This is a genomic window from Citrobacter sp. GW821-FHT07H02 (genome assembly GCF_059418505.1).
Window position 1 is genome coordinate 78,867 of record NZ_JBWKPZ010000009.1, and the last position, 19,886, is coordinate 98,752.

Consider the following 19,886-nt stretch of genomic DNA (forward strand, 5'->3'; position numbering starts at 1 on the left):
CAGTCGATTGTGAATAAATTGTTTGTTTTTATGTGCAGTCCTGTGATCAGGAATGGCTGCCACCATAGCGGCGGGAGATTTTTGCCGCCGCGCGTCTTAACAGGGGTTCCAGCGCCAACGCCAGCAACATTTTCAGCGGGCGACGAGCGACGGATTTAATAGCCCACCCTGCCACACCGGCCGGGCCATAGCGTAACGCGGTCAGCAGAACCAGTTTCCCTGCGAGTTTAAAGCCCGGCTTCACCTTTTGCCCGGCGCGTTGCCAGCGTGTATTCATCTTATGAGCTCTCTTCATTACAACTGACGGAAACGGCTACGCAGCGTGAAGGTGTCGGACGTAACATAGCGCTCCATTTCACGCAGACGCTTTTCGCCCGCGGCCAGTTCCCTGTCGACGGCATCCAGCAATTCACCGCTTGAGGGGGATTGCTCGCCCGTGGTCATGTTGTCCGGCAGTGGATCAAGCACAAACGTCAAAATGATATACGCGACCAGCGTAAAGAACGCCAGCCCGAAGAAAATCGACAGCACCACCAGGATCCGCACCAGTTTCACCGGCACATCAAGGTAGTTTGCGATCCCGGCGCAGACGCCACGCACCATGCCCTGCTGCGGAATGCGCCAGAGCTTTTTATTCAAATTAATCCCTCCCATTAGCGATCCCTCCAGTTCGGATGTTCAGCATCAAGAATGTCTTCCAGCGTCTGAATGCGTTCGCGCATTCGTTGCGCGTCGTCGGTTAATTGCGCCAAACGTTGCTGCTCACTTTGCGACAGTTCCCCACGACTGGAACGGTTGCTGTAATGCAGCCATAACCAAATCGGCAACACAAACAACACAAAAATGGTTAACGGAATGGCCAGAAATAGCGCGCTCATGAGTACTCCTTACAGGTGATGAGCGGCGGCGTACTCAGACGCCGCCTGCGGTTATTATTGATTATCTTGCTTCATTTTGGCTTTCAACTGCGCCAGTTGCTCGCCGATTTCATCATCTGCTTTCAGGTCGGCAAACTGCTGATCCAGCGTTCTCTGTTTGCCAAAGTTATGGCTTTCCGCTTCCGCTTCCATCTGATCAATACGACGCTCAAACGATTCAAAGCGGGCCATGGCTTCGTCCAGCTTGCCGCTGTCCAGTTGACGGCGCACATCACGGGAGGAGCTTGCGGCCTGGTGACGTAACATCAGCGCCTGCTGACGGGCACGAGTTTCACTGAGCTTGTTCTCCAGTTCGCCAATCTCTTTCTTCATGCGCGTCAGCGTGTCGTCCACCAACGTCACTTCATGTTCGAGGGTGGCGATCAGATCGGTCAGTTTCTGCTTTTCAATTAACGCGGCGCGCGCCAGATCGTCTTTCTCTTTACGCAGCGCCAGTTCCGCTTTCTCCTGCCACTCTGTCTGCTGGGCTACGGCCTGCTCAATGCGACGGGACAACTGTTTCTTTTCTGCCAGTGCCCGCGCAGAGTTGGAACGCACTTCAACCAGGGTGTCTTCCATTTCCTGAATCATCAGTCGCACCAGTTTCTGCGGATCTTCAGCCTTTTCCAACAGCGCGTTAATGTTGGCGTTCACGATGTCGGCAAAACGAGAAAAAATACCCATAATTCAATCCTCACAATTTTTCTGATGTCGGGCTATGCCCTGCTGTAGCTCTAATACAATTCACGTGCCAACTTTTTAAGCTATTGATTAATAATAATATGTATAATTTTACCTCGGAGGCAATTCAGGTTAAAGTGGTGAATAACGCTAACAAGTGGTGAATTTCATCATGACAGAATACAAAGATAACCTTCTCGGTGAAGCCAACAGTTTTATTGAAGTGCTGGAGCAGGTTTCTCATCTGGCGCCGCTGGATAAACCGGTGCTGATTATTGGTGAACGCGGGACGGGGAAAGAGCTCATCGCCAACCGCCTGCACTTTCTCTCTTCTCGCTGGCAGGGACCGTTTATTTCGCTGAACTGCGCCGCGCTTAATGAAAACCTGCTCGACACGGAATTATTTGGCCATGAAGCGGGTGCATTTACCGGCGCACAAAAGCGCCATCCAGGCCGTTTTGAGCGCGCCGATGGCGGCACGTTGTTTCTCGATGAGTTGGCGACGGCCCCCATGCTGGTGCAGGAAAAACTGCTGCGGGTCATCGAATACGGTGAGCTGGATCGCGTAGGCGGCAGTCAGCCGCTGCAGGTCAATGTGCGCCTGGTTTGCGCCACCAACGCCGATCTGCCCCGGATGGTTGATGAAGGGACGTTTCGTGCCGACCTGCTGGACAGGCTGGCTTTCGATGTGGTGCAGCTCCCACCGCTTCGTGAGCGCCAGACCGATATCATGTTAATGGCGGAACATTTTGCGATTCAGATGTGCCGTGAAATCCGTCTACCGCTTTTCCCCGGATTTAGCGAGCGTGCAAAAGAGGCCCTGCTGCACTACCGCTGGCCAGGCAATATTCGTGAGCTGAAAAATGTGGTTGAACGTTCAGTGTACCGGCACGGCACCAGCGATTACCCGCTCGACGAGATCATTCTCAATCCGTTTAAGCGACATACCGTTGCCGTTGAGAACACGGAATCTCCTGCTGCTTCCCCTGCACTGCCGGTGGATTTACGTGAATTTCAGCAACAGCAGGAGAGAGATTTACTGCAACGCAGTCTGCAGCAGGCAAAATTTAATCAGAAACGCGCCGCTGAATTATTGGGTCTGACCTACCATCAACTGCGTGCATTGCTCAAAAAACATCAGATTTAGTGATTCCTTCACCAGAATTGATGACATTTGCACCAGTTACCCGCAGACATTTTTACCTGGTGGGTCGTAGTGCGATACACTTTGTAGATCGAATCTAAAAACCTTAAAAATTATGCGCCTGGTTTTATCGTCTCTGGTAGTGATAGCTGGACTTCTCAGTGGTCAGGCTGCAGCTGCGCCTGAACAGCCCCCGCGTGCTGATATTCGCGAGAGCGGCTTTGTCTACTGTGTCAGCGGGCAGGTCAACACCTTTAATCCGCAAAAGGCGAGCAGCGGTCTGATTGTCGACACGCTTGCCGCCCAGCTGTACGACCGGCTGTTGGATGTGGATCCTTATACCTATCGCCTGATGCCTGAGCTGGCGGAAAGCTGGGAGGTGCTCGACAACGGAGCAACCTACCGTTTTAACCTACGCCGGGACGTTCCGTTTCAAAAAACGGCCTGGTTTACCCCCACCCGTAAACTGAATGCGGATGACGTGGTGTTCACCTTCGAGCGTATTTTTGACCGTCATCATCCGTGGCATTACGTCAATGGCGGAAATTTCCCCTACTTCGACAGCCTGCAGTTTGCCGATAACGTAGAAAGCGTGCGCAAACTGGACAATTACACCGTCGAGTTCCGTCTGACGCAGCCTGATGCATCATTCCTATGGCATCTGGCGACGCATTACGCCTCGGTGATGTCTGCAGAATATGCGGCGAACCTGGCCAAACAGGATCACCAGGAATTACTGGATCGTCAGCCTGTCGGTACCGGTCCTTTCCAGCTTTCTGAATACCGTTCAGGACAATACATTCGTCTACAACGGCATGGCGAATTCTGGCGGGGTACGCCGCTGATGCCTCAGGTTGTCGTCGATTTAGGGTCTGGCGGTACCGGACGGTTATCTAAACTGCTGACCGGCGAGTGTGACGTATTGGCCTGGCCTGCCGCCAGCCAGTTAACGATTTTACGCGACGATCCTCGCCTGCGACTCACGCTACGCCCGGGAATGAACATCGCCTATCTGGCGTTTAATACCAATAAGCCCCCGCTGAATAACCCCGCAGTGCGGCATGCGCTGGCGCTGGCCATCAACAACCAGCGTCTGATGCAGTCGATCTACTACGGCACGGCGGAAACCGCCGCCTCTATTTTACCTCGCGCCTCGTGGGCCTATGACAACGAGGCTAAAATTACAGAATACAATCCCGCCAAATCCCGCGAGCAGTTAAAAGCGCTGGGGCTGGAGAATTTAACCCTGAAGTTGTGGGTGCCAACCAGTTCTCAGGCATGGAACCCAAGCCCGCTGAAAACGGCTGAACTGATCCAGGCGGATATGGCGCAGGTGGGGGTAAAAGTGGTGATTGTTCCGGTAGAGGGACGTTTCCAGGAGGCGCGGTTGATGGACATGAACCATGATTTGACGTTGTCCGGCTGGGCAACGGACAGTAACGATCCGGACAGTTTTTTCCGTCCGCTGTTAAGTTGCGCCGCCATTAACTCGCAAACGAACTTCGCCCACTGGTGTCATCCCGAGTTTGACAACGTTCTGCGTAAAGCGCTTTCTTCTCAGCAGCTTGCCTCGCGCATTGACGCGTATGATGAAGCGCAAAATATCCTGGCGACAGAGTTGCCGATCCTGCCGCTGGCGTCATCGTTACGTCTGCAGGCTTATCGCTATGACATCAAAGGGTTAGTGCTCAGTCCGTTTGGCAACGCCTCTTTTGCGGGTGTCTCGCGGGAAAAAGCCAAAGAGGTGAAAAAACCATGATTATCTTCACCCTGCGTCGTTTTTTGCTGTTGCTGGTCACGCTCTTTTTCCTGACGTTTATCGGCTTCAGTCTGAGTTACTTTACGCCGCACGCGCCGCTTCAGGGCGCCTCGTTGTGGAATGCCTGGGTATTCTGGTTCAATGGCCTGATCCACTGGGATTTCGGCGTTTCCAGCATTAATGGTCAGTTAATCTCTGAGCAGCTTAAAGAGGTGTTTCCCGCCACCATGGAGCTGTGTATTCTCGCCTTCGGCTTTGCCCTGATGGTCGGCATCCCGATCGGAATGGTGGCTGGCGTAACGCGCAATAAATGGCCCGATCGCGTTATCAGCGCCCTCGCCTTGCTGGGATTTTCTATTCCCGTGTTTTGGCTGGCACTGCTGCTGACGTTGTTCTTTTCGCTGACGCTCGGCTGGCTGCCGGTGTCTGGTCGATTTGATCTGCTTTATGAAGTCAAACCCGTCACTGGATTCGCTATTATCGATGCGTGGATTTCTGACTCGCCCTGGCGTGACGAGATGGTGATGAGCGCATTGCGCCACATGGTATTACCGGTCCTGACGCTGGCGGTCGCGCCTACCACAGAGGTGATTCGCTTAATGCGGATCAGCACGATTGACGTGTACGACCAGAACTATGTGAAAGCGGCGGCCACCCGAGGCTTATCACGTCTGACAATTCTGCGCCGTCACGTGCTGCACAACGCGCTGCCTCCGGTGATCCCCCGTCTTGGTTTGCAATTTTCGACCATGTTAACGCTGGCAATGATCACCGAGATGGTCTTTAGCTGGCCAGGACTCGGCCGCTGGTTGATCAACGCCATTCGCCAACAAGACTATGCCGCCATTTCCGCTGGCGTGATGGTAATTGGTTCGTTGGTCATCATCGTCAATGTGTTATCTGATATTTTGGGTGCCATGGCTAACCCGCTGAAACATAAGGAATGGTATGCCCTACGATAGCGTATACAGCGAAAAACGCCCACCGGGTACGCTACGCACGGCCTGGCGGAAATTTTATGGCGATACCACTGCGATGGTCGGCCTGTATGGCTGCGCGGGACTGGTGCTATTGTGCATTTTTGGCAGCTGGTTTGCCCCCTACGGTATTGATCAACAGTTCCTCGGCTATCAGCTTTTGCCGCCTTCCTGGTCTCGCTACGGCGAAGTGTCGTTCTTTCTCGGCACCGACGATCTGGGGCGCGACGTCTTAAGCCGATTGCTGAGTGGCGCAGCGCCCACCGTCGGCGGCGCATTTGTGGTGACGCTCGCCGCCACGATTTGCGGTCTGGTGCTTGGGGTGGTTGCCGGGGCGACCCACGGCTTACGCTCCGCCGTACTGAATCACATTCTGGATACGCTGCTCTCTATTCCGTCGCTGCTGCTGGCGATTATCGTGGTGGCGTTTGCGGGTCCGCATTTAAGCCATGCGATGTTTGCGGTCTGGCTGGCGTTACTGCCGCGTATGGTGCGTTCTGTCTACAGCATGGTGCATGATGAACTGGAAAAAGAGTACGTGATCGCCGCTCGTCTGGATGGCGCCACCACGCTGAATATTCTCTGGTTTGCCATCCTGCCCAACATCACGGCCGGTTTGATCACCGAAATCACCCGTGCGCTTTCGATGGCGATCCTCGACATTGCGGCGTTGGGTTTTCTGGATCTTGGCGCGCAGCTGCCCTCTCCCGAGTGGGGAGCCATGCTCGGAGACGCGCTGGAGCTGATTTATGTTGCGCCGTGGACCGTAATGCTGCCCGGCGGTGCCATTATGATCAGTGTGCTGCTGGTTAACCTGCTTGGCGATGGCCTGCGCCGGGCGATTATTGCGGGGGTGGAATAATGCCATTACTGGATATTCGTAACCTCACCATTGAATTCAGAACCGACGAAGGATGGGTAAAAGCCGTCGATCGGATCAGCATGACCTTAAACGAAGGCGAAATCCGTGGTCTGGTGGGTGAATCAGGGTCTGGAAAAAGTTTGATCGCCAAAGCGATTTGCGGGGTCGCGAAAGATAACTGGCGCGTCACCGCCGACCGTATGCGCTTTGATGACATCGACCTGTTGCGTCTCTCCTCACGTGAGCGCCGTAAGCTGGTCGGCCACAACGTGTCGATGATCTTTCAGGAGCCACAGTCCTGTCTTGATCCGTCCGAGCGCGTGGGTCGCCAGTTGATGCAAAATATTCCGGCCTGGACCTACAAAGGACGCTGGTGGCAGCGGATTGGCTGGCGCAAACGCCGCGCCATTGAATTGTTGCACCGTGTCGGCATTAAAGATCACAAAGATGCGATGCGCAGTTTTCCCTATGAGCTGACCGACGGTGAGTGCCAGAAAGTGATGATCGCCATCGCGCTGGCTAACCAGCCGCGTTTGTTGATTGCCGACGAACCGACGAACGCGATGGAGCCCACCACGCAGGCGCAAATTTTTCGCCTGCTGACCCGTTTGAATCAGAACAGCAACACCACGATTTTGCTGATCAGCCACGACCTGCAGATGTTGAGTCAGTGGGCAGACAAAATCAACGTGATGTACTGCGGGCAAACGGTGGAAACCGCGCTCAGCAAAGATTTGGTGACGACCCCGCACCATCCGTATACCCAGGCGTTGATCCGCGCGATCCCCGACTTTGGCAGCGCCATGCCGCATAAAAGCCGCCTGAATACGATGCCTGGGGCGATCCCCTTGCTTGAACAATTACCGATAGGTTGTCGTCTGGGGCCTCGCTGCCCGTATGCTCAACGAGAATGTATTGAAACCCCGCGCCTGACCGGGGTAAAGAATCATCTCTACGCCTGTCATTTCCCGCTGAATATGGAGAAAGAGTGACATGGTGGAAACGCTGCTTGAAGTCCGCAATCTGAGCAAAACCTTTCGCTATCGTACAGGCTGGTTTCGCCGTCAGACCGTTGAGGCGGTAAAACCACTGAGTTTTACCCTGCGCGAAAAGCAAACCCTCGCCATTATTGGCGAGAATGGTTCCGGCAAATCAACGCTGGCGAAAATGCTGGCGGGCATGATTGAACCCACCAGCGGCGAGCTGCTGATTGACGATCATCCACTGCACTACGGCGATTATTCGTTTCGTAGCCAGTGTATTCGAATGATTTTTCAGGACCCGTCGACGTCGCTCAATCCACGCCAGCGTATCTCGCAGATCCTCGATTTTCCGCTGCGTCTGAACACGGATCTCGAGCCTGAGCAGCGCCAGAAGCAAATTGTGGAAACCATGCGGATGGTCGGTTTGCTGCCCGATCATGTCAGTTATTACCCGCACATGCTGGCGCCAGGGCAAAAACAACGTCTGGGGTTGGCCCGTGCGCTGATTTTGCGCCCGAAGGTGATCATCGCAGACGAAGCGCTGGCGTCGCTGGATATGTCGATGCGTTCGCAGCTCATTAATCTGATGCTGGAATTACAAGAGAAACAGGGTATCTCTTATATTTATGTCACTCAGCATATTGGGATGATGAAACATATCAGCGATCAGGTTTTAGTTATGCACCAGGGCGAAGTCGTCGAGCGCGGCAGCACCTCCGACGTGCTTGCCTCGCCGTTGCATGAGCTGACCAAACGGCTGATTGCCGGGCATTTTGGTGAGGCGTTAACGGCAGATGCGTGGCGGAAGGACCGGTAAAGAGAAAAGGCAGAAATTATTCTGCCTTTTCTTAACCCCGTGACGACACATAATGTTTTTATTTATAGGTTAAATTATACGTCATCACAGATTTTACACACGGAAACCATCATCTGAAAAATAATGTTTCACTTCCGGCGAAATTATTATTTATACGTTACATTATAAACTACGGTGGCAGAAACGGAGCCCGCTTTAACTGCCGCATTGCTGGTTCGGTAATAACGAGCCGTCATGGTTATGGCGGTATTTCCTGCAACGGCATCGCCTACCTTAAAGGTTTCATTCAGTTTCGCCGGGTTATTATTGACCAACAGCTGGACACCGACCCCCGAGGCCGTTGAGTTGCCATTTAAAGCCAGCACACCATCGTCCTGTGCGTCAGTGTCCTCGGTGCCATCAAGCAGCAAATTGACAGAGACGTTACTATTGCACTTCAGTGAAATCTCAAACGGCGTATCCTCAGCCGTACTTCCCTTATGGGAGAGGTCGTTGGCACTGACCGGTTTGAGCAAAACACGTGAAGGCGTGGCAGCATCGACACTACAGCTGGGGACAACCACGGTACCGGTAATATGGTAGGTGATGGCGGAATAGCCATCCGTAGTGAAAGGTGTAACGGTTGTATTAATGATACCAGGCATTGCCGGGACACCGCCGCCGTATACACTAAGGGCACCTATCATAATAATGCCTTGGTGACTTTGTGGGTTCCAGCATTCAGATTGCATACAGAATTTATTCCATGAGGCGGCAATCGTGACCGGAGGCGAGGCATTGTGCAATGATTCATACCAGCCGTCATAGGCTCTGGTATAAAACTTAAAACCAAGACCACTCCAGGAACCATCCGATAACAGCGCTTTTTCAAGATTGTTGGTGCCCGGTACGGGATTGGTTATTTTCCCTACGTAAGTAAAATAACCCGAGCAGGATATCGCTGCTGCGGTCTTGGCATCAGCCTTGGTTCCAAGTAAATCTTTATATTCAATGCTGGTGCTGTTATCCGCATCACCTGGAATAGTGATCGTGCCGATGTCAATATTCATAACCCCGGTGGTACCTGAACAACTGGCATGCGCTGAGCCGGTGAGTGTCAACAGTGAAATAAAGATGCTGATCAGTATGAAAATAATATTTTTTTCTTTCATAATCTCGCTGTTAAGATATTGTTAGTAGGGGGTGAGTGTTTGAATCTGTCACGGTTTGAACTGGGGGGATTATAATATCTATTATGCTATGCGCATATTTATTACGGGTGTAAAAATAGACAAAACTTGAGTAACGCTTCCAATTAGTTGAATTGTCATGAATTATCGGAGCCTTTATTGAAAAATACATGTTCTACTAATTGGAGGCATTACCAAACCGTGAATAAAAGAGAAACGCTTAATTAATAATTTGTGACTAACGACATTCATTACTAAACCGCTGAATAGCCGTTTGCTGAGTGTCGTTTTCGATACCTGGCGCAAGCATATAGCTGACAGAACATTGTGATGCGCCATCCTCACCCCATTTCACCTTCAACGTTCCTTTCGGTTCCGCGACACGGGCATAGATCGTGCTTCCCTGCGCAACCGTACCGACGCTATGGTCTTTTTCGTCATACACCTCAGCACCAAACGGCAGCGCGTTGCCTGAGTAAGACGAGGCAATTAAAATCGGCGTGCCCTTCTCAGCATTGAACTTCACTTTCACGACTGCGCCAAAACGAGGGACTACTTTTTGCGACGTATTATCTAACTCAACATTCCGGGATGTGCCTTTTGGATCGATCGAGACATCGTTCAGCTGATACGGACTGGAAGCCGGCAACAACGCATAACCAAATCTATCGATCTTAATCCCCGGATATGACGGTACTGTCGCCCCTTCCGCACCTTTCGCTTCCACCAGCGTGAAGGTGTCGCTGTTATACGGTGAGAGGGTCAGGCCGCCAGAGTGGGCAACCATCGCACCGGACATGCTCAGAGACGTGCTGTGATAGTCCGGCCCCTGGCTGTAACTGCCTGACATCTGTGCCACACTGCCCCGATACGAACCGCCAAAGCTCGCGGACGTCCCTGCCTCACTGTCATGCATACCGCTGGCGTTCCAGGACAGTTGGTTGTCCTCTCCCGCACTCCCTGAAATCATCGCCTGCTCACCCGAACGACCATTAGTGTCCTGGTTGTAGCTCAGACTCATCTGTGGCGCATAGTTGCTGTCGTGGTTCTCCCACAGCGGGAATGACAGATTCAGATAGTAGCTGGTCTGCGATTCGCCCCAGGCATCCTGACTACGGGTTACGTTGATGCTGTAGTTCAGCTGTTTATAGTGATTCGAGTAACCAAACTGATACTGGCGTTCATAATTATCTTGTCCCCAGTAGTCCTGCAAAGAACCACTGAGATAGAGCTGTCCCCAGTCGTCAGCCAGTCCCTGGCTTATCGTGACCGTAAACCGGTTTTTTTCGCGCTGAATGGTGTTTCTGTCTTCACCGTCTTTAACCGCCTGAATACTTTCCATTGCGGTCATGTAATCCATATAACCGCTGCTCGAAAAACGGTATGCCGCCAGGGTAATATTACTGTTGGTTTCATTAATCAGCTTGCTGTAGCTGACCTGATAGCTTTGTCCGGAGATATCCTGCACATCTGGCGACGGTAAATGCGTCTTCGATTGGGTGACATCAAAAGCGATCGCGCCAATTTGCAACCCCAGTGCGGTCCCCACTTTTACCGCCTGGTAATCTTTATTCGCCTGCAAACCGGCATAGCCGGTAATCAGGTTAGAGAAACCGCGTTGGAAAGTCGCTTCGACCAATTTCGGATCGCTGGAAACACTGTCACTACGCAACTTACCTAAGCTCAGGCTGTAACGCTGACTGCCAGGGCGTAATAGCTGGGTCACTGATGCATAAGGAATCGAAAAATTCTGCTGCGAACCATCGGCCTCTTCAATGGTGACATCCAGGTTACCGCCGTAACCGGTGGGATAAAGATCGTTGATGACGAAAGCGCCAGGCGAAACAGTGGTTTCATAAATGGTTTGCCCGCTTTGTTTCACCGTGACTTTCGCATTGGTTTTCGCTATGCCGCGAATTTCAGGCGCATAACCACGCTGTGATTCCGGCAGCATACGCTCGTCGCTGGCGACCTGAACGCCGGTTAACGGTACAGTATCGAACAGCTGACCGCTGGTGTTGGTCTGCCCCATCACCAGACGGCCGGAAATGCGCGGTAAATCGTGCTGAACGTAAGTATTCAGGACGCTGTAACGCCCACCAGTCGTATCAGCCCAGTTATACGAACCATTATGACGTAAATACCAGGAGCCAATATTCAATCCGCTGTTAATCGCGGTATAAAACGACTTTGAATCATAGCCATTACTTTTAGATTGATACGCGTTCATGTTGTAGCTCAACATCATCGCCGGAATACCGCTGTCCCACATAGAGGCAGGCACTGACCCTCGTGGCTGCTTATTGATATAAATTTGCGGTATAGAAATGTTTAACTGCTGATCCTGGTTGTCAAAATCCAGCTCCGCTTCAGGAATGATCGCCTTAAGGTTGATACATTCCGTATTTTCAGTGAGGGAATCCCACTGAGTGAAATTAATTTGATCTTTTTTGAAATTAATCAAATTGAGTACACTCAGCGGAATGCAAGGGATGACATTTTTGTTATCTGCCGCCTTAAATTCAACTTCCGTCACTGTCAGCGTTTGCTGATTCAACGCTACAGCGATTTTATAAACACCCGGCAGCACGTTAGCCCCGTTGGAGAAACGGGCTAAATCTACGGACTGTCCCGCTGGCTGTTTCACAAAGTCAGAATCAAACTCCACTTGATCCTCTGCCGGTGGAGTCGGCATATCCACCGTGGCAGCCACCGAACATTGCACAATGAGAATGTTTAATATCAAAAATAAAATAATGGGAAACAAGATAATCATTATATTTCCACCAGAGGCAGAGCTTAAGACTATTTGCCCTGGTTATGTTTGACCGCAGCGCCATAGTCATTAATTGACGTAAAAGTAATTGCGTGAATATCACTAATCGCACTTACATTTTTAAAATGAAAGTCAGCACTGCTTCCAGGTGCGATCATTTTTCCATCTTCAACATGTTTACTTCCACCCTGGGTATAGGTCACTGTCCCGAGAGTAATATAATAAGGCGTAGGATTTGTGGCTTTTACACCACCGTTACTGATTGACCACTGCAATGCGTCTGGTGCTTCACCCGCACTTCCGCTTAAACCTTGCGGACGATAAAATAGCTTTATCCGGGTTCTAAACGCGATACTAAGATGGTTATTCTCAGCGGCATTTTTTGACTTTGCAGGGATTTCCAGTACGTTCAGATAAAAAACGGATTCTTTATTTGTCGGAATCCCCTTACCATCAACCAGACTGACCCTTAACGTCTGCCCCTTTCCGGCATCTACCCGATTAATGGGCGGCGTTAAAACAAACGGAGATGTGATTTTATCCGGCGTTGCGGATTGATTACCATCATCAATCCAGCTTTGTGCCAGCACGGGGGCTTTACCGGAATTTTTCATGTTCACGGTGACTTCATTTTGCTCCGCAGGATAAATAACGCGAGTTCCGCTTAATACAATACCAGCACAAGAAAGAGTGCTATAACATGATGCCGTCATCCCTGATAGCGCTACTAATAAAAACTTTACGTTACGTCTGGACAGAATCATAGGAATAAACATTTGGTCATAACACTCTTAAGTAGGTTATTTGTAAATAAGGTCGTAAGTGACTTTGCTTTGTACCGCACCGGCGGCAAGAGTGCCGCCTGAGACTTTGTAATACTCCACAAAGTAAGAAAGGGTCCCCGTCTTACTCGTGGTGTCAGGCACCACATATTGCGCAACGCCTGACTGCCCCGCATCGCCAACAAGAATGGCTTTGTTATCCGCAGCATCTAACAATTGCAGGCTTACCCCGGTTGCACCTCCTGCTGCAATATTATTCAGATGCCCCGTATCGGCATCCACCCAGACACCGTTGGGTTCAAAATAAGCCCCAACCTTAGTATCAGGATCATCCAGCTCACAGTTCGCCAGTTCAATGGTAAATGGTGTGCGCCCGGCGGTCTCAGTATGAAACGCAGAGATGGCAACGGGCGGCAATGTTACGGTCCCGTCGGCAGCAACACCATTGACTGTCGCCTCACAGGTAGAGGCGGTAATTTTACCCTCAAAGGTAATTGTGCCGCTTGATGCTCCAGCGGCATAGGCGGCATTCACCATACCCACAGACGCGGATGCAATAAGCCCCACTTTACAAAACACAGATAGTTTCATTTTCGTTCCTAAAAATAGAATGATGCCCTGACTGCAAGTCCATAGTTGTTTCTGAGATAGCTTTATTTAATTATAAAAAGAAGGGGAAATACAATGGCGTTATATTCACCGCTGTGAACCATTCCTTCCATCAATAATTAATAACCATCTCATTTAACCTCTATATCGCCTATACGGTTTTAATAGAAAACATGAGTGAAAATGTCTATCACAAAAACCTGGCTATTCAATGACAAGGAAGATTGTATTTATAGGAACAATTAAACGCAATATAGCCGTAATCCAAAATTACACACCCCCTCACGCCATTTAATTACAAATTGCAATAACTCCGCGGTGTAATTTTAGACACTTATTCTGGATCCAGTTACAGACTCGAATACGTCATAATTCCGACGTTATTCTATTTCATTTTCATTACCAGGATTCAGCCTCACCATGTCAGATTCACCGACCATTGACATTTTCTTGCGTGAAAATAAGCCTGAACAATCCTTCCGGCAATTGCTCACTGCACTGAATACTCAGGCTATTCCCCTACTGACACGCAAGGGAACGCTACTACCGTATGCAACCGATGAGATAAATTACTGTTATTTGCTACATAAAGGGCATGTGGTGATCAACCGCACAATTGATGGGTTGTCGTTAAACTCTGAAACCGCGCCTTTTATCTTTGGTTTTAGCATGTTGAGCAACAATCCTTGCCGGTTAACATTATGCACGTCAGCAGATGCGGTCGTGAGCCGACTTCCGCTTGGCCTGGCCATGGATCTTATCCAGCAGCACGCACTCTGGGAGCCGCTTTCCCATGTGATGGTACATATTTCGTCTCGCATTTTTACGCATTGCACGCGTTTGTCCCAGCCTGGGGCTTACGGCGCCATACGCTATCTGCTGTTTGAACTTTCGCTGGAGTCAGAAGAGTTCAGAAAATCGGAATCGGTGGTGAATTACATCCAAAGCCGTTGTTTCTTGTCTCGCAGCGGGATTATGGCGGTCCTTTCAACCTTACGCCGGGGGAACTACATTGAAATAAGCAACGGGAAATTACTTTCAATCAATTATTTACCGACAAAGTTTTGAGCTTAAGCATGATCTGGTGAGCTTTGTTGTGACGTTTTGCAACTCTTTGTCTATACTTATCAAAGAGACATGTCATTCGGTATAACTGTTTTATGGATGAAAAAGCATTAACTCCACCGGCACTCAACACCCCCCACCCATGGTCAAAAACGTTGGTCGAGGCATTATTGCCCTTCGCCACGCCTCAGTCATATCGAAAGGGGATTCGGCTTGATTTTCTTGAAGCTGACACCCCGGTTTGTCGATTAATTATCAGCGGCTCTGTTGAGGTGCATCGTATCGCAGACCATCTGCTCGTGGTTCGAGCCCCATCTTTTACTATCCTGGGCCTGGGCGTCAGCGGCAGCTATATTGTTACCGCAGAACCCTGCAAGATCGCGACCCTTCCTTTAGCGGAGGTGCATCAGCACATTCAGGAACTGGGGTTGTGGGAAGTACTGGCTAAACATATGGTCGTGGTGAGCAGTAAACTGTTTTCTTACAGTCGACAATTGAGCGCGCCCACCGCCTATGAAGTGATTTGCAGTCAACTGATTGAGCTGATGCATGAGTCCGAATCCTTGCGTGAGACGCTGTCCGCTGAACGCTTCATTCGTGACAGAACCCATCTGTCCCGCAGCAGCATCATGAAAATCCTTGCCGATCTCAAAACGGGCGGTTATATCAGCATCGAAAATGGACGGCTTGTTGCTATCCATCATTTACCGCAAAAGTATTGAATGAGGTTGGATCAGTACAGACCGCGGCTGCTGGTATAATAGAAAAGTGTTGGTTTTCTACTCATTGGCGCTCGCCACTTTCTGCGCTATGTAAAAATCACGTGACAATTCATGCGTATAGTGGGCTATAATTTCGGCCTGCTATCTCTATTATTCTGGCTCCGTTCGTTGTAAATAAATGAATATAAAGCCAAAAATAAGCAATGACATAAGGATTAAAGCTATGGGTTTTCTTTCCGGTAAGCGCATTCTGGTGACTGGCGTTGCCAGCAAACTGTCCATCGCCTACGGTATCGCGCAAGCTATGCGCCGCGAAGGTGCTGAACTGGCGTTCACCTACCAGAACGACAAACTGAAAGGCCGTGTGGAAGAATTTGCCGCTCAACTGGATTCCAGCATCGTATTGCCGTGCGATGTGGCTGAAGATGCCAGCATCGACGCAATGTTCGCTGAGCTGGGTAACGTATGGCCGAAATTCGATGGTTTCGTACACTCCATCGGTTTCGCACCTGGCGACCAGTTGGACGGCGACTACGTGAATGCAGTCACCCGCGAAGGCTTTAAAATCGCTCACGACATCAGCTCCTACAGCTTCGTTGCGATGGCGAAAGCATGCCGTTCCATGCTGAACCCAGGTTCTGCGCTGCTGACGCTCTCCTACCTGGGCGCAGAGCGCGCAATTCCGAACTACAACGTCATGGGTCTGGCGAAAGCGTCTCTGGAAGCCAACGTGCGTTATATGGCGAATGCGATGGGTCCGGAAGGCGTGCGCGTCAACGGTATCTCCGCTGGCCCAATCCGTACGCTGGCTGCATCTGGCATCAAAGATTTCCGTAAGATGCTGGCTCACTGTGAAGCGGTTACTCCGATTCGTCGTACCGTTACCATTGAAGATGTCGGCAACTCTGCAGCCTTCCTGTGCTCCGATCTGTCTGCCGGTATTTCTGGTGAAGTGGTTCACGTTGACGGCGGTTTTAGCATCGCTGCAATGAACGAGCTGGAACTGAAATAATCGTTTCAGGATCCTGGTATGGGCGGCGTTCGTCGCCCATCGATCTCGGCCTGCTTTCCCCTCTCCTTATGCATTTCCCGCGCAGCATATAGCTTTCCGATATTTATTATCACGTAACAATCTTTCATCCCACCTCTTGCTTACGTCAGGATAATGCAGCGAAAACGACCCGCTGTGTTTCGACGACGTGTCCGGGTCGCCACTTTTAGATCAAGGAACGCCCATGGAACAACGCCGAATTGCAGGCAAAAGCCACTGGTATCATGAAACACAGTCCAACGCCTGGACACAAGATGTCCTGCCGCTGGTGCCCGAGGCGGCGCACGTAGAGGACCGTTTTCTACTCGATCTGCCGATTCCTGAAGACGCGATTTTCCCCTTTCAGTCCTGGTTGCACCCTGCCCGTCAACTTGCTCACCTTCTGTTTCCCGCTCATGTTCAACAAAATCATATGAATACGTTCAGCGCCTATGAACGCATGAGCACCGCATTGACTGTCGCGCAGGTCTGTGGCGTTCAGCGGTTGTGCAACCACTATGCGGCTCGTCTGGCGCCGCTCCCTGGCCCGGACTCCTCCCGGGAAAGTAACCATCGGCTTGCACAAATAACCCAGTATGCCCGTCAGTTAGCCAGTTCTCCTGCGGTGATTGATGCCCGCGCCCGGCAACATCTGGATGATGTTGGGCTGACGGTGTGGGACAGTGTTCTGATAAGCCAGATCGTGGGCTTTGTCGGTTTTCAGGCGCGGGTGGTCGCCGTCTTCCAGGCTTTTCTCGGCCAGCCGGTGCGTTGGGTGCCCGGACTCGACATGCAGCCGTTCGCCCCGGCCCTCCCTTTTGCGGCCGTCGCGGCGACATGGTCTCCGGCGCATGTCGCCGTTGCGTTCCATCTGGCTAACGCCGAACAACAGGCGTGTTTGTCCCACCCGCCAGTCGCAGAGTTACAGCGGCTGGCGCCCGTACTGGCGCACGAACCCGCGCTGCTCTCACTCCTTTCCGCTCTGATAACAAGCGCATTACGCACAGAGGTGCCGCAGAACGCCTTTGGACTTGCCACCTTGCTCTCTGCTCGTATTAATGGCAGCGTCGCTTGCTTTAATGAGCAGGCGCAACGTTCCCCGGAATATGCCGCGTTCATTGATGCACTTCGTCAGGACGAACGCGAAATACAGCAGTGGGAACGGCGACATCCGGTTGAGCGCATTACGTTGCAAGCGATACAATGGCTCACGAGGGCGCCCGATCGTTTTAGCGACGTCCAGTTCAGCGCGTTATCCGGGCTCGATTTTTCCTCTGAACAGGCGATCAACTTACTCAGTTGGAGCGGATTGTGCGGATGGTTAAACCGCCTAAAAATCGCGCTGGGTGAGACCCACTAACCCATCCATTTGCTTAAAGAGCGCTTGAAGCGTCAGGCAGAATCGCGTAAAACTGTCAGCCGCTCTTTTGGCCACGAAAATAGACAATTATGCTTCAGGACAACCCGCTGCTAGCGCAGCTTAAACAGCAACTGCATTCCCAGACGCCACGCGCTGAAGGGGTGGTAAAAGCCACGGAAAAAGGCTTTGGCTTCCTGGAAGTCGACGCGCAAAAAAGTTATTTCATCCCGCCACCGCAGATGAAAAAAGTGATGCACGGTGACCGCATTGTCGCGGTAATCCACACGGAAAAAGAACGCGAATCTGCTGAACCAGAAGAACTGATTGAACCCTTCCTGACCCGTTTCGTGGGCAAAGTTCAGGGCAAGAACGATCGTCTGTCCATCGTGCCGGATCATCCGTTGCTGAAAGACGCCATCCCGTGCCGCGCGGCGCGTGGTGTGGAACATGAATTTAAAGAGGGTGACTGGGCAGTCGCTGAGATGCGCCGTCATCCCCTGAAAGGCGATCGTACGTTTTACGCCGAATTAACCCAGTTCATCACCTTTGGCGACGATCACTTCGTGCCATGGTGGGTCACACTGGCGCGTCATAACCTCGAAAAAGAAGCCCCTAACGGCGTCGCTACTGAAATGCTGGATGAAGGCCTTGAACGTCAGGATCTGACGGCGCTGGATTTTGTCACGATCGACAGTGCCAGCACCGAAGATATGGACGATGCGTTATACGCACAAGAATTGGCAGACGGTAAACTGCAACTCACCGTCGCCATTGCCGATCCTACCGCCTGGATTGCCGAAGGTAGCAAGCTGGATAACTCGGCGAAAGTCCGTGCGTTTACCAACTATCTGCCGGGTTTCAATATCCCAATGCTGCCGCGTGAACTCTCTGACGATCTGTGCTCCTTGCGCGCGCAGGAAGTTCGCCCTGTTCTCGCCTGCCGGATGACCATTGCTGCTGATGGAACCCTTGAAGACGACATCACGTTCTTCGCCGCGACCATCATTTCAAAAGCAAAACTGGCCTATGACAATGTCTCCGATTGGCTGGAAAACACCGGAACCTGGCAGCCAGAGAGCGAAGCCATTGCCCAGCAAATCCGACTGCTGCAACGTATTTGCCTGAGCCGTGGCGAATGGCGTCACAACCACGCGCTGGTGTTCAAAGACCGTCCGGATTACCGTTTTGTCCTGGGTGAGAAAGGCGAAGTCCTCGATATCGTTGCGGAACCTCGTCGCATTGCCAACCGTATTGTGGAAGAGTCCATGATCGCCGCAAATATTTGCGCCGCTCGCGTACTCCGCGACAAATTAGGTTTTGGTATTTATAACGTCCATATGGGCTTCGATCCGGCGAACGTCGACGCCCTGGCGGCGCTGCTGTCATCGCACGGTATGCACGTTAATGCCGAAGAAGTCCTGACGCTGGAGGGTTTTTGCAAACTCCGTCGGGAGCTGGATGCGCAACCTTCTGGCTTCCTGGACAGTCGAATTCGTCGCTTCCAGTCGTTCGCCGAAATCAGCACCGAACCAGGCCCGCACTTTGGTCTTGGTCTGGAGGCCTACGCCACCTGGACGTCGCCTATCCGTAAATATGGCGACATGATCAACCACCGCCTGTTGAAAGCTATCATCAAGGGTGAGTCCGTTGCGCGTCCGCAGGATGAAACGACCCTGCAAATGGCAGAGCGCCGTCGCCTGAACCGTATGGCGGAACGTGATGTCGGCGACTGGCTGTACGCACGTTTCCTGAGTGACAAAGCCGGTACAGATACGCGTTTCGCGGCAGAAATCATTGATATCAGCCGTGGTGGAATGCGTGTTCGTCTGGTCGATAACGGCGCCGTTGCTTTTATCCCTGCGCCGTTCCTGCATGCAGTTCGTGACGAAATGGTCTGTAGCCAGGAAAACGGAACCGTACAGATTAAAGGCGAAGTGGTTTATAAAGTGACTGACGTTATCGACGTAACGATTGCCGAAGTGCGCATGGAAACCCGTAGCGTCATTGCTCGCCCGGTCGCATAACGTACCACCGTACCTGCAACGTGAAGTATGACAACGAGAACGGTCTTTCCCGATAAGGAAAGGCCGTTTTCTTTTTCCCGTCTGAACCGCCCACGCACACTACACTTTAAATATTCATTACGTTTTTTTGGTTATTTCACTGTAATGAGTATGCATTTTTCTAAATCTGGATTACAAATTAAAATATAAATAAAACAAGATGTTCAGCC

The 19,886-nt window shown here is 51.4% G+C and carries 19 protein-coding genes; 11 read left to right on the forward strand and 8 right to left on the reverse strand.

Translation table 11 applies throughout. The annotated features are described in order from the left end of the window. Positions 1-46 precede the first annotated feature (46 nt). Genes pspD through pspA form a run of 4 tightly spaced genes read right to left on the reverse strand, consistent with a single transcriptional unit; the run spans position 47 to position 1,601 of the window. The gene (gene pspD / locus AC07NP_RS11585) at positions 47-277 is read right to left on the reverse strand and encodes a phage shock protein PspD (protein ID WP_494660567.1); all 231 of its coding nucleotides are present in this window, start codon (positions 275-277) and stop codon (positions 47-49) included. A gap of 17 nt (positions 278-294) precedes the next feature. After that, positions 295-654 (reverse strand): envelope stress response membrane protein PspC, encoded by a 360-nt coding sequence (pspC, locus tag AC07NP_RS11590; RefSeq protein WP_192612358.1) that lies wholly within the window; start codon positions 652-654, stop codon positions 295-297. Then, complete coding sequence (gene pspB / locus AC07NP_RS11595; RefSeq protein ID WP_203361054.1) at positions 654-878, reverse strand: envelope stress response membrane protein PspB; 225 nt, start codon at positions 876-878, stop codon at positions 654-656. Before pspB ends, pspC begins: the two co-directional genes overlap by 1 nt. Positions 879-932: 54 nt before the next feature. After that, a complete protein-coding gene (pspA, locus tag AC07NP_RS11600) occupies positions 933-1,601 on the reverse strand; it encodes a phage shock protein PspA (protein WP_203361053.1) in 669 nt (222 codons plus the stop codon). A gap of 169 nt (positions 1,602-1,770) precedes the next feature. On the opposite strand from pspA, the gene pspF reads away from it, so the two are divergent. The 6 genes from pspF to sapF all read left to right on the forward strand — a co-directional run bounded on the left by pspF (position 1,771) and on the right by sapF (position 8,140). Further along, positions 1,771-2,745, forward strand: coding sequence for a phage shock protein operon transcriptional activator (pspF, locus tag AC07NP_RS11605; RefSeq protein WP_494660568.1), 975 nt, complete (start codon positions 1,771-1,773; stop codon positions 2,743-2,745). A gap of 112 nt (positions 2,746-2,857) precedes the next feature. After that, complete coding sequence (gene sapA, locus AC07NP_RS11610) at positions 2,858-4,501, forward strand: ABC transporter substrate-binding protein SapA (RefSeq protein ID WP_203361051.1); 1,644 nt, start codon at positions 2,858-2,860, stop codon at positions 4,499-4,501. Next, positions 4,498-5,463, forward strand: a complete 966-nt coding sequence (sapB, locus tag AC07NP_RS11615) for a peptide ABC transporter permease SapB (RefSeq protein WP_203361050.1) — start codon at positions 4,498-4,500, stop codon at positions 5,461-5,463. The genes sapA and sapB overlap by 4 nt, the downstream gene beginning before the upstream one ends. After that, positions 5,450-6,340 (forward strand): peptide ABC transporter permease SapC, encoded by an 891-nt coding sequence (gene sapC, locus AC07NP_RS11620; RefSeq protein ID WP_203361049.1) that lies wholly within the window; start codon positions 5,450-5,452, stop codon positions 6,338-6,340. The genes sapB and sapC overlap by 14 nt, the downstream gene beginning before the upstream one ends. Next, complete coding sequence (gene sapD, locus AC07NP_RS11625) at positions 6,340-7,332, forward strand: peptide ABC transporter ATP-binding protein SapD (protein WP_203361048.1); 993 nt, start codon at positions 6,340-6,342, stop codon at positions 7,330-7,332. Before sapC ends, sapD begins: the two co-directional genes overlap by 1 nt. Position 7,333: 1 nt before the next feature. After that, positions 7,334-8,140, forward strand: a complete 807-nt coding sequence (sapF, locus tag AC07NP_RS11630) for a peptide ABC transporter ATP-binding protein SapF (protein ID WP_192612366.1) — start codon at positions 7,334-7,336, stop codon at positions 8,138-8,140. Between the two features lie 146 nt (positions 8,141-8,286). Here the strand turns inward: sapF and AC07NP_RS11635 are convergent, their stop codons facing one another. The 4 genes from AC07NP_RS11635 to AC07NP_RS11650 form a co-directional block, all read right to left on the reverse strand. After that, on the reverse strand, positions 8,287-9,291 hold the full coding sequence (locus tag AC07NP_RS11635; protein ID WP_494660569.1) for a fimbrial protein: 1,005 nt from the start codon (positions 9,289-9,291) through the stop codon (positions 8,287-8,289). A gap of 256 nt (positions 9,292-9,547) precedes the next feature. Next, complete coding sequence (locus AC07NP_RS11640) at positions 9,548-12,085, reverse strand: fimbria/pilus outer membrane usher protein (protein WP_494660570.1); 2,538 nt, start codon at positions 12,083-12,085, stop codon at positions 9,548-9,550. Between the two features lie 29 nt (positions 12,086-12,114). Further along, entirely contained in the window at positions 12,115-12,861 is a 747-nt protein-coding gene (locus AC07NP_RS11645) for a fimbrial biogenesis chaperone (protein WP_494660571.1), read from the reverse strand. 24 nt (positions 12,862-12,885) lie between these two features. Continuing rightward, on the reverse strand, positions 12,886-13,458 hold the full coding sequence (locus tag AC07NP_RS11650) for a fimbrial protein (protein WP_494660572.1): 573 nt from the start codon (positions 13,456-13,458) through the stop codon (positions 12,886-12,888). A 438-nt stretch (positions 13,459-13,896) separates the two neighbouring features. On the opposite strand from AC07NP_RS11650, the gene AC07NP_RS11655 reads away from it, so the two are divergent. The 5 genes from AC07NP_RS11655 to AC07NP_RS11675 all read left to right on the forward strand — a co-directional run bounded on the left by AC07NP_RS11655 (position 13,897) and on the right by AC07NP_RS11675 (position 19,677). After that, positions 13,897-14,544, forward strand: coding sequence for a helix-turn-helix domain-containing protein (locus AC07NP_RS11655; protein WP_494660573.1), 648 nt, complete (start codon positions 13,897-13,899; stop codon positions 14,542-14,544). Between the two features lie 92 nt (positions 14,545-14,636). Then, positions 14,637-15,263, forward strand: a complete 627-nt coding sequence (locus AC07NP_RS11660) for a winged helix-turn-helix transcriptional regulator (protein ID WP_494660574.1) — start codon at positions 14,637-14,639, stop codon at positions 15,261-15,263. 223 nt (positions 15,264-15,486) lie between these two features. Then, the gene (gene fabI / locus AC07NP_RS11665) at positions 15,487-16,275 is read left to right on the forward strand and encodes an enoyl-ACP reductase FabI (RefSeq protein WP_203361040.1); all 789 of its coding nucleotides are present in this window, start codon (positions 15,487-15,489) and stop codon (positions 16,273-16,275) included. 223 nt (positions 16,276-16,498) lie between these two features. Next, positions 16,499-17,653: a CMD domain-containing protein gene (locus AC07NP_RS11670; RefSeq protein WP_494660575.1), complete on the forward strand. Its 1,155-nt coding sequence runs from the start codon at positions 16,499-16,501 to the stop codon at positions 17,651-17,653. A gap of 89 nt (positions 17,654-17,742) precedes the next feature. After that, the gene (locus AC07NP_RS11675) at positions 17,743-19,677 is read left to right on the forward strand and encodes an exoribonuclease II (RefSeq protein ID WP_203361038.1); all 1,935 of its coding nucleotides are present in this window, start codon (positions 17,743-17,745) and stop codon (positions 19,675-19,677) included. Positions 19,678-19,886: the final 209 nt, after the last annotated feature.

Excerpts from the sequence above, each read along its gene's own strand:
- pspD (WP_494660567.1), bottom strand. The coding sequence starts at position 277 with ATGAATACACGCTGGCAACGCGCCGGGCAAAAGGTGAAGCCGGGCTTT.
- pspC (WP_192612358.1), bottom strand. The coding sequence starts at position 654 with ATGGGAGGGATTAATTTGAATAAAAAGCTCTGGCGCATTCCGCAGCAG.
- pspB (WP_203361054.1), bottom strand. The coding sequence starts at position 878 with ATGAGCGCGCTATTTCTGGCCATTCCGTTAACCATTTTTGTGTTGTTT.
- pspA (WP_203361053.1), bottom strand. The coding sequence starts at position 1,601 with ATGGGTATTTTTTCTCGTTTTGCCGACATCGTGAACGCCAACATTAAC.
- pspF (WP_494660568.1), top strand. The coding sequence starts at position 1,771 with ATGACAGAATACAAAGATAACCTTCTCGGTGAAGCCAACAGTTTTATT.
- sapA (WP_203361051.1), top strand. The coding sequence starts at position 2,858 with ATGCGCCTGGTTTTATCGTCTCTGGTAGTGATAGCTGGACTTCTCAGT.
- sapB (WP_203361050.1), top strand. The coding sequence starts at position 4,498 with ATGATTATCTTCACCCTGCGTCGTTTTTTGCTGTTGCTGGTCACGCTC.
- sapC (WP_203361049.1), top strand. The coding sequence starts at position 5,450 with ATGCCCTACGATAGCGTATACAGCGAAAAACGCCCACCGGGTACGCTA.
- sapD (WP_203361048.1), top strand. The coding sequence starts at position 6,340 with ATGCCATTACTGGATATTCGTAACCTCACCATTGAATTCAGAACCGAC.
- sapF (WP_192612366.1), top strand. The coding sequence starts at position 7,334 with ATGGTGGAAACGCTGCTTGAAGTCCGCAATCTGAGCAAAACCTTTCGC.
- AC07NP_RS11635 (WP_494660569.1), bottom strand. The coding sequence starts at position 9,291 with ATGAAAGAAAAAAATATTATTTTCATACTGATCAGCATCTTTATTTCA.
- AC07NP_RS11640 (WP_494660570.1), bottom strand. The coding sequence starts at position 12,085 with ATGATTATCTTGTTTCCCATTATTTTATTTTTGATATTAAACATTCTC.
- AC07NP_RS11645 (WP_494660571.1), bottom strand. The coding sequence starts at position 12,861 with ATGTTTATTCCTATGATTCTGTCCAGACGTAACGTAAAGTTTTTATTA.
- AC07NP_RS11650 (WP_494660572.1), bottom strand. The coding sequence starts at position 13,458 with ATGAAACTATCTGTGTTTTGTAAAGTGGGGCTTATTGCATCCGCGTCT.
- AC07NP_RS11655 (WP_494660573.1), top strand. The coding sequence starts at position 13,897 with ATGTCAGATTCACCGACCATTGACATTTTCTTGCGTGAAAATAAGCCT.
- AC07NP_RS11660 (WP_494660574.1), top strand. The coding sequence starts at position 14,637 with ATGGATGAAAAAGCATTAACTCCACCGGCACTCAACACCCCCCACCCA.
- fabI (WP_203361040.1), top strand. The coding sequence starts at position 15,487 with ATGGGTTTTCTTTCCGGTAAGCGCATTCTGGTGACTGGCGTTGCCAGC.
- AC07NP_RS11670 (WP_494660575.1), top strand. The coding sequence starts at position 16,499 with ATGGAACAACGCCGAATTGCAGGCAAAAGCCACTGGTATCATGAAACA.
- AC07NP_RS11675 (WP_203361038.1), top strand. The coding sequence starts at position 17,743 with ATGCTTCAGGACAACCCGCTGCTAGCGCAGCTTAAACAGCAACTGCAT.